Genomic DNA, 8,046 nt, shown 5'->3' with positions numbered 1-8,046 from the left:
CGATCGGGGCGATCGGGCGGATCTCGGAGGTGATCGGGTCGATCAACGATTTCCAGCTGACGATCGCCTCGGCGGTGGAGGAGCAGACGGCCACGACCAACGAGATGTCCCGGTCGGTTCAGGAGGCGGCCAGCGGGTCGGGTGAGATCGCCACGAACATCACCGGTGTCTCGGCTGCGGCGTCCTCGACCACCCAGGCGCTGGGTCAGACCCGGGTCGCGGTGGACGAGCTGTCCCGGATGGCCAGCGACCTACGCACCACGGTCGCCCGCTTCCAGTACTAGGCCCCGACCAGTCGCACGGCGTCGCCGTAGCCCAGCAGGACGCGATCGGCGGTCAACAGCACCGCATCCTCGGATGTCGCCTGCGCGACCAGGAGGCGGTCGAACGGATCGCGGTGCACCGAGGGCAGGTGCTCCACCGCTGCCGCGTGCTCGGCAGTGACCGCCAACCGCTGCAGCTGCAACTCGTCGACGGCCCGGGCGGTCCACGAGCGGACGTCCCGTCCGAGCTGCACCTTGCCGAGCCCCTGCTTGATCGCGAGTTCCCACACGCTCGCCGCGGAGAGCAGGAGCTGCTCGGCGTCGAGGAGGATCTGCTGGGCGCCACCCAGTCGTTCCGGCGTGGCAGCGGCCCAGAGCAGCACGTGCGTGTCGAGGAGGACCTTCACGCCTCGAACGCCGCCTGCACGTCCTCCGCGAGCGGCGCGTCGAAGTCGTCGGCCACGACGACGTGCCCTCGGTCGAACCCGAGCGCGGGGACCCTGCGCGCCGGCCCCACCAGCCGTGCGACCACCCGCCCTCGGTTGGTGATCTCGACCTCGGCGCCGGCGGCCACCTGCTCGAGCAGCCTGGACAGGTGGGTCTTCGCCTCGTGTACCCCCACGGATCTGGTCACGGAACTTAGTCTACTCAGTCGCATGACGAACGGCTAACACAGCGCTACATCTCCCTGACACATAGCCATGAACGCGCTGACCCCGGTCCAGGCCCGTCGCGCGAACGGGTGACGGCCGCGTGGCGGGCCGGCCCGGTCACCTCCACGATGGGCGGACCACTTCCCCTGGAGGCGACCGTGCCCTACTCCCTGGTCAGCGCCGCGACACTCGGCTTCGACCTCGTCCGCCTGCCCGCCGGCGGTCAGGTCGCCGACGTGCTCCTGACCGGGCTGGGCGCCGACGCCGACACGCTCGGCCGGCTGGCCGCCGCGCATCCCGCGGCCGGCCGCCCCGACGCCGAGCGGGCCGCGCAGGCCATCCGCGCCCGCCGCGCCCACGAACTGGCCGCTACCGGCGTGCCCCAGCTGCGCGACGTGCCCGCGGCCGTCTCCGGCGTCGACGTCCGGACCTCCCGGCTGGTCGCGCTGCTCGAGCAGGGCACCATCGGCAACACCCCGGCGCTGGAGCGGCTGGTCCGCGACGACGTGCTGGGCGGCGAGCACACCGTCGCCGCTGCCGCCGACCCCGAGGTGGTCGCCCGCGCCGCCGACGTCCTCGCGGACGCCGCCACCGGCTGGTGGGCCGCCGACGCGCTCGACCCCGCCGCCCGCCGCGAGCTGACCGCCCCCTTCGCCGCGGCCACGGCGCTGGTGACCCCGCCGCGACCGGACCTCGGCCCGGCCGCGGCCGGCATCGACGAACTGCTCGGCGGCGTCCGGGAGCTGGACGACGCCGGCCGCCGTCGCTGGCGGATCGCCGTGGACGCCGTCCGGGCCCAGCGACGCCCCTGGGCAGCCGCCATGCACGGCGCCTCCTGGGCCGCGCACGTCTCCGGCCGCACCCGCACGCTGGCCGCCACCCAGCTGTTGGCCGTGCAGGCCTTCACCGACGGCGGGTTCACCGCCCGGGACGGCGCCGAGGGGGTCTGGAACGCGCTGGCCGGCTGCGTGCAGGGGCTGGCCATGACCGATCTCCTGGACGACGAGTCGCGGGCCGTGCTCGGGGAGCCCTGGGTGCTCGTGACCGGGCGGCACCTCCCCCTGGTGGGGTGAGCGCGCAGCTCGTCCGCCGTCCCGCTCAACCCCTGCGCCCCCGCTGCCGATAGAGAGGGAGCGGCCCATCGGCTGCGCGAATCGGCAGCTGCGGGGGAACGCGTGGAACCCATCCGGGTGATGGTGGTCGACGACTCGGTCGTCGTCCGGAAGATCGTGACGGACGTGCTCTCGCAGGACCCGGCCATCACCGTGGTCGGCACGGCGCCCAACGGGCGCCTCGCGGTGACCAAGCTCGAGCAGCTCAAGCCCGACCTGGTCACGATGGACATCGAGATGCCGGACATGAACGGCATCGAGGCGGTCCGGGCGATCCGGGGTGCCCGCAACCGGGTGCCGATCATCATGTTCAGCACGCTCACCGAGCGCGGCGCCTCCGCCACCCTGGACGCGCTGTCCGCCGGCGCCAACGACTACGTGACCAAGCCGGCCAACGTCGGCAGCGTCGGCGAGTCGATGGAGAGCGTGCGCCAGCAGCTCGTTCCCAAGATCAAGGCCCTGACCGGCCGGCCGCTCACCACCGGTGCCCCGGTACCGGCCGCGGCCCCGGTGGTGCCCCGCCCGCCGGTGGCCCGCACCCGCCCGCGGCAGGAGCCCGCGGTCCTGGTCATCGGTTCCTCCACCGGCGGACCCGAGGCGCTCACCAAGGTCCTCCCCCTGCTGCCGGCCGGCCTGCCCGTTCCGGTCCTGCTCGTGCAGCACATGCCGCCGGTCTTCACCCGGCAGTTCGCCCAGCGGCTGGACCGGTTGTGCGCCCTCGAGGTGGTGGAGGCCGTCGCCGGCTCCCCGCTGGCACCGGGCACCGTGCACATCGCCCCCGGCGACTTCCACCTGACGGTGAAGAACACCGGCGGTCTCCGGCGCACCGCGCTGGACCAGGGCCCCGCGGAGAACTTCTGCCGTCCGGCCGTCGACGTCCTGTTCCGCTCCGCCGTGGCCGCCTACGACGGCGCCGTCCTCGGCGTGGTGCTCACCGGCATGGGGTCCGACGGCCGCATCGGGGCCGGCCAGATCCGCGAGGCCGGCGGCACCGTCGTCGCCCAGGACCAGGCGACGTCCGTGGTCTGGGGCATGCCCGGCGCGGTGACGCAGGCCGGCCACGCCGACGAGGTGCTGCCGCTGGGGAAGGTCGCCGAGGCGATCACCCGGCTGCTGCCCGCGGCTCGCCCGTCCCTGGCCGGAGCCCGACGATGACCCTCACCGCCACCAGCTTCGACTGGGTGCGCCAGCTGGTGCACCGGGAGAGCGCGATCGTCCTGCAGCCGGGCAAGGAGTACCTCGTCGAGGCCCGGCTGCTGCCGATGGCCCAGCAGCGCGGGCTGTCCGGCGTCAGCGAGCTGGTCGAGTCCGTCCGGTCCCGGCCCGACGCGGCCACCAACCGGCGGATCGTCGAGGCGCTCACCACCAACGAGACGTCCTGGTTCCGCGACGGCGACCCGTTCACCGCCTTCACCGGGACGGTGCTGCCGGCCCTGGTCGCCGCGCGCCGCCCCGACGTGCGGCTGGCGATCTGGTCGGCGGCCTGCTCGAGCGGCCAGGAGCCGTACACGATCGCGATGCTGCTGTCCGACGCGATGCCCGACGCCGCCCGGCGGGTGTCCATCACCGCGACCGACCTGTCGCAGGAGATGGTCGAGCGGACCCGGGCCGGGCGCTTCAGCCAGCTCGAGGTCAACCGCGGGCTGCCGGCCTCGATGCTGGTGCGTCACTTCACCCGGGCCGGCAACGAGTGGGAGATCTCCCCCGCGCTGCGCCGCATGGTCACCGCCACCGAGTGCAACCTGGCGGCGCCCCTGCCCCGGATGGGCCCGTTCGACGTCGTCTACCTGCGCAACGTGCTCATCTACTTCGACCTGGCGACCAAGCAGGCCATCCTGCAGCGGGTCCGCCAGCTCATGCGCCCGGACGGCTGGCTGTTCCTGGGCGCGGCCGAGACCACCCTCGGCGTGGACGACAACTGGGAGCGGGTCGTCCTCGGCCGCGGCTCCGCCTATCGCCCTCGGAAGGGGAACTGACGTGCGTGCCCTGGTAATCGACGACTCCCGCGCGATGCGGCGCATCGTCGGCAGCATCCTGGAGGACTTCGGCTACGAGACCCGCCAGGCCGGCCACGGCCGGGAGGCCCTCGACGTGCTGGAGGAGGGCTACCTGCCCGACCTGGCCTGCGTCGACTGGAACATGCCGGTGATGGACGGACTGCAGTTCGTCTCCGCCGTGCGCAGCAACCCGGCCTACCGCTCGGTGACCCTGATGATGGTCACCACCGAGAGCGAGCACGGGCAGATCGTGCGGGCGCTGGCCGCCGGCGCGCACGAGTACATGATCAAACCGTTCACCGCCGACGCGATGCGCGACAAGCTCGCCCTGCTCGGCCTGCTCCCCCAGGAGGTGACCCTGTGAGCGAGCTGCTGAGCCGTGTCCAGGAGCCCATTCCGAACCTGCTCGACCCGGCCATCGTGCAGAGCATCGCCGATGACGTCTGGACGTCGCTGGTCGGCGACGGCGAGGTGCTCGTCCCACTGCCGGTGCCGGCCCCCGAGGTCACGGTCAGCGCGTGGGTGCAGATCACCGGCCCGTGGTGCGGCGCCGTCGTCGTCACCTGCGACGAGCCGACCGCGAAGGCGCTCACCGAGTGCCTGCTCCGCGCCCGCCCGCCGGTCGTCATCGAGCCCGAGGACGTCGCCGACGCCCTCGGCGAGCTCGCCAACGTGCTCGGCGGCAACGTGAAGGCCGCGCTGCCCGGCCCGTCCACGCTCGGTCTCCCCGAGACCGGCCCCACTCCCCCGGCCACCCGGCCGGACGACCTGTGCCGCGTCGACGCCCAGTGGCGTGGCCAGTACCTGACCATCACCGTGCAGGGCGCCGTGCCGGCGCCGCACGCCGAGCGGAACGAGGTGCCGCTGTGAAGATCCTGGTGACGGACGACAGCCGCGTGATGCGGCAGATCGTCATCCGCACGCTGCGCCAGGCGGGCTACGACGACCACGAGATCATCCAGGCCGAGGACGGCCGCGAGGCGCTGCAGATGGTCGTCGCGGAGAAGCCGGACCTGATCCTGTCGGACTGGAACATGCCCGAGATGACCGGCATCGAGTGCCTCGAGGCGCTGCGTGCCGCCGGCTCGCAGGTGCCCTTCGGGTTCGTCACCTCCGAGGGCTCCCCGGAGATGCGGGAGAAGGCGGCCAACGCCGGCGCGATCTTCCTCATCGCCAAGCCGTTCACTGCGGAGACGTTCCGCGACGCGCTGGACGGGGTGCTGGCATGAGCGCCCCGCTGGCGCCGGCGATCCTGCCCGCCCCCAAGGACGTCCGCGACCTGCTCGAGGGCCTCCTGGGCAAGGACGTCACCGTCTCCCCCGGCGATCCGGTGTCGCTGAACGACGGCGCCGCGCTGGCCGTCTACGTCGACCCCCAGATGTCGGCCAACGCGGTCTGCCTGATGGACGTGCCGCTGGCGGCCTGGTGCGCCGGCGCCCTCGCGCTCCTGCCCAAGGGCGGGCTGGAGGACGCCATCGACGAGGGCGAGCTCTCGGCGATGCACCTGGAGGTCGTCTACGAGGTGGTGAACGTGGCCGCGGCGCTGTTCAACGGCGGCGGTGTCACGCACTCCAAGCTGCACAAGCTCTACGCCCCGAGCGAGGCCGTGCCGGGTGACCTGGCCGGCCTGGCCGCCGCCTTCAATCGGATCGACCTGTCGGTCGACGTCGCCGGCTACGGCAACGGGTCGCTGTCCATCGTCATCGCCTGAGCAGTTCCCGAGATCGGGGAAGTGGGGCCGCGGGAACCACGGCGGAGCCCCCGCTTCCCCGATCTCGTCGTTTCCGGGCGCTCAGTCCCGCGCGGCGGCGTCCCGCACGGCGCCGGAGATGGCGGCCACGCCGTCCGCGGACCGCAGGATCGACCAGTGGTCGGTGCCCGGCACCTCGCGGACGGTGACCTCGTCGGCGGGCAGCCCCATCCCCGCCAGCCGGACCTGGTCGTAGAGCCCGGGCTCGGCGCCCTGGGGCCCCCGGGGTGCCCACAGCAGCGTGGTGGGCACCGGGAACCCGGTGGTCGCCTCGAGCACCGCCTCGTTGGCCAGCAGGTCACCGCCGTCGACCTGCACGGCTTCGGGTACGGCTCTCCGCCCCTGCGGCGACGTGCCGGTCACGTCGTCCGGTGAGGTGCCGAAGACGGCGGCCAGGGCGTCGGCCAGGTCGGCGGCCGGCGGGACCGCCAGCGGCAGCCCGCCGTCGACCAGCACCAGCCCGTGCACGAGGTGACGGGCCTGCCCGGCCGTGGCGAGCGCGGCCACGAAGGCGCCCATCGAGTGCCCGACCAGCACGGTGACGTCGGCCCCGGAGCCGCCGTCGGCGCCGAAGTGCTCCAGCAGCGCGGTCACGTCCGCCGCGTGGGCCGACAGGCCGTAGGGGCCGGGCAGCTCCGCGCTGGCGGCCCGGCCGCGCAAGTCGGGGACGACCACCTCGCAGTCGCCGGCCAGGGCGGCGGCCACCGGTGCCCAGTCCGTCGCGTCGGCCGTCAGACCGTGCAGCAGGACGACGAGGGGGGCGGCGGGTGCGTCGGCGCCCCAGTACAGGGCGGCCAGCTCCCCGCCGGTCACCGGGACGCGGATCTGCTCGGGAGTACGGCTGTCGTCAGGCTGCATGAGCTCCTTCCTACCCGTGGTTAGTCGGCGTGGCTGAGCAGGTAGCGGCCGAAGTGCGGCACGGTGAAGGCGATCTGCCCGCGCTCGGCGGAGTAGACCAGCCCCTTCTTGATCAGCGAGTCGCGCGCCGGGGACAGCGAGGCGGGCTTGCGGCCGAGGGAGATCGCGACGTCGGAGGTGCCCACCGCGGCACCGGCCGGGCCGCCCAGGTCGGCCATGGCGTGCATGTACTCCCGCTCGGCGGGGGTCGCCCGGTCGTATCGGGAGCCGAAGAAGCCCACGGCGAGCTCGGCCTCGGCGGCCGGGGCGGCCATCGCGACGTCGGCGGCGGTGATCGGGGAGGCGGCGGCGACGTCCCAGGTGACCTTGCCGTAGGCCTGCACGAAGTAGGGGTAGCCGTCGGCGGCCGCGTACAGGGCGTCCAGCGCGGCGGGCTCGAACGCGACGTCCTCCCGCTCGGCCGGGGCGAGCAGCGCGCGATCGGCGGCCGCCCGGTCCAGCCGATCGATCCGCAGGTAGCGGAAGAGCCGCTCGGAGTAGCTCTTCGACGCGCTGAGCACCGCCGGCAGGTGGGGGAGGCCGGCGCCGACCACGATCAGCGGGGCGCCCTGCTGGGAGAGTTCGTGGCAGGCGGCGCAGATCGCCGACACGTCGTCGGGCTGCACGTCCTGCATCTCGTCGATGAACAGCGCGACACCGCTCCCGATGTCGGCGGCCACCCCGGCCGCGTCGCTGAGCAGCTCGACCAGGTCGATCTCCATGTCACCGGAGTCGCCCCGGCCCATCGCCGCCGGGACGTCGATGCCCGGCTGCCAGCGGTCGCGCATCTTCGCCGGGCCGTCGGACCCGCCCGCCCCGCGCAGCGCGAACGCCTTGAGCACGCCGAGGACGGCCTCCATCGACTCCGGGTCGCGGTGCCGCGGCCCCAGCTCGCGCAGCGCCATGTGCAGGGCCGCGGACAGCGGCCGGCGCAGCGACTGGTCGGGCCGTGCCTCGATCTTGCCGGTGCCCCAGCCGCGGGAGATCGCCGCCGACCGCAGCTGGTTGAGCAGCACGGTCTTGCCCACCCCGCGCAGCCCGGTGAGCACCAGCGACCGCTCCGGCCGGCCGTGCGCGATCCGCTCCAGGACGACGTCGAACGCCGTCAGCTCGGTGTCCCGGCCGGCCAGCTCGGGGGGGCGCTGGCCGGCGCCGGGGGCGTACGGGTTCCGCACGGGGTCCATGTCGAGCAGGTTATGCCGTTGTCTAGCGCGCGCGATAGACAGGCGTAGAACACGGCATCGATCGGGTCGCGACCGCCGTCTGGCCATCTCTAGCGCACGGGCTAGACGATGCCAGACAGCGACAGATGACCCGATCGACCAAGTTCTCCGCGGTGTCGGCGCGTTCCAGGCTAGCAGGCTTCTCGAACAG

General features: G+C 73.6%; 11 protein-coding genes and 1 pseudogene. 8 read left to right on the top strand and 4 right to left on the bottom strand.

What is annotated here, in order from left to right; genetic code table 11:
* Positions 1–284: pseudogene (locus tag ACYVG5_RS12690) on the top strand (methyl-accepting chemotaxis protein); the annotation flags it as partial.
* Here ACYVG5_RS12690 and ACYVG5_RS12685 read toward each other — a convergent pair.
* Both ACYVG5_RS12685 and ACYVG5_RS12680 read right to left on the bottom strand, forming a co-directional pair.
* Positions 281–670: a type II toxin-antitoxin system VapC family toxin gene (locus ACYVG5_RS12685; protein ID WP_222049861.1), complete on the bottom strand. Its 390-nt coding sequence runs from the start codon at positions 668–670 to the stop codon at positions 281–283. The pseudogene ACYVG5_RS12690 and the gene ACYVG5_RS12685 overlap by 4 nt on opposite strands.
* Positions 667–897 carry a type II toxin-antitoxin system Phd/YefM family antitoxin gene (locus tag ACYVG5_RS12680; RefSeq protein ID WP_222049860.1) on the bottom strand — a complete coding sequence of 77 codons (231 nt, stop codon included), beginning with the start codon at positions 895–897 and terminating at the stop codon, positions 667–669. The genes ACYVG5_RS12685 and ACYVG5_RS12680 overlap by 4 nt, the downstream gene beginning before the upstream one ends.
* 108 nt (positions 898–1,005) lie before the next feature.
* Between ACYVG5_RS12680 and ACYVG5_RS12675 the strand changes: the two genes are divergently transcribed.
* From ACYVG5_RS12675 to ACYVG5_RS12645, 7 genes are all read left to right on the top strand, one after another.
* Positions 1,006–1,989: a hypothetical protein gene (locus tag ACYVG5_RS12675; RefSeq protein WP_460683232.1), complete on the top strand. Its 984-nt coding sequence runs from the start codon at positions 1,006–1,008 to the stop codon at positions 1,987–1,989.
* 102 nt (positions 1,990–2,091) lie between these two features.
* A complete protein-coding gene (locus tag ACYVG5_RS12670; RefSeq protein WP_222049859.1) occupies positions 2,092–3,183 on the top strand; it encodes a protein-glutamate methylesterase/protein-glutamine glutaminase in 1,092 nt (363 codons plus the stop codon).
* Entirely contained in the window at positions 3,180–4,004 is an 825-nt protein-coding gene (locus tag ACYVG5_RS12665; RefSeq protein ID WP_222049858.1) for a CheR family methyltransferase, read from the top strand. The genes ACYVG5_RS12670 and ACYVG5_RS12665 overlap by 4 nt, the downstream gene beginning before the upstream one ends.
* A gap of 1 nt (position 4,005) precedes the next feature.
* Entirely contained in the window at positions 4,006–4,389 is a 384-nt protein-coding gene (locus tag ACYVG5_RS12660) for a response regulator (RefSeq protein WP_222049857.1), read from the top strand.
* Positions 4,386–4,895: a chemotaxis protein CheX gene (locus ACYVG5_RS12655; protein ID WP_460683231.1), complete on the top strand. Its 510-nt coding sequence runs from the start codon at positions 4,386–4,388 to the stop codon at positions 4,893–4,895. The genes ACYVG5_RS12660 and ACYVG5_RS12655 overlap by 4 nt, the downstream gene beginning before the upstream one ends.
* The gene (locus ACYVG5_RS12650) at positions 4,892–5,254 is read left to right on the top strand and encodes a response regulator (protein WP_222049856.1); all 363 of its coding nucleotides are present in this window, start codon (positions 4,892–4,894) and stop codon (positions 5,252–5,254) included. Before ACYVG5_RS12655 ends, ACYVG5_RS12650 begins: the two co-directional genes overlap by 4 nt.
* Positions 5,251–5,736 carry a hypothetical protein gene (locus tag ACYVG5_RS12645; protein ID WP_222049855.1) on the top strand — a complete coding sequence of 162 codons (486 nt, stop codon included), beginning with the start codon at positions 5,251–5,253 and terminating at the stop codon, positions 5,734–5,736. The genes ACYVG5_RS12650 and ACYVG5_RS12645 overlap by 4 nt, the downstream gene beginning before the upstream one ends.
* Positions 5,737–5,817: 81 nt before the next feature.
* Here the strand turns inward: ACYVG5_RS12645 and ACYVG5_RS12640 are convergent, their stop codons facing one another.
* Both ACYVG5_RS12640 and ACYVG5_RS12635 read right to left on the bottom strand, forming a co-directional pair.
* The gene (locus ACYVG5_RS12640) at positions 5,818–6,633 is read right to left on the bottom strand and encodes an alpha/beta fold hydrolase (protein WP_222049854.1); all 816 of its coding nucleotides are present in this window, start codon (positions 6,631–6,633) and stop codon (positions 5,818–5,820) included.
* 20 nt (positions 6,634–6,653) lie between these two features.
* Positions 6,654–7,856 carry an ATP-binding protein gene (locus ACYVG5_RS12635; protein WP_222049853.1) on the bottom strand — a complete coding sequence of 401 codons (1,203 nt, stop codon included), beginning with the start codon at positions 7,854–7,856 and terminating at the stop codon, positions 6,654–6,656.
* Positions 7,857–8,046 lie beyond the last annotated feature (190 nt).

The organism is Modestobacter lapidis, from assembly GCF_054780755.1.
The sequence above is the reverse complement of the archived record's forward strand: the minus strand, read 5'-3'. Positions and strand labels throughout refer to the sequence as shown.

Excerpts from the sequence above, each read along its gene's own strand:
- ACYVG5_RS12665 (WP_222049858.1), top strand. The coding sequence starts at position 3,180 with ATGACCCTCACCGCCACCAGCTTCGACTGGGTGCGCCAGCTGGTGCAC.
- ACYVG5_RS12645 (WP_222049855.1), top strand. The coding sequence starts at position 5,251 with ATGAGCGCCCCGCTGGCGCCGGCGATCCTGCCCGCCCCCAAGGACGTC.
- ACYVG5_RS12640 (WP_222049854.1), bottom strand. The coding sequence starts at position 6,633 with ATGCAGCCTGACGACAGCCGTACTCCCGAGCAGATCCGCGTCCCGGTG.
- ACYVG5_RS12635 (WP_222049853.1), bottom strand. The coding sequence starts at position 7,856 with ATGGACCCCGTGCGGAACCCGTACGCCCCCGGCGCCGGCCAGCGCCCC.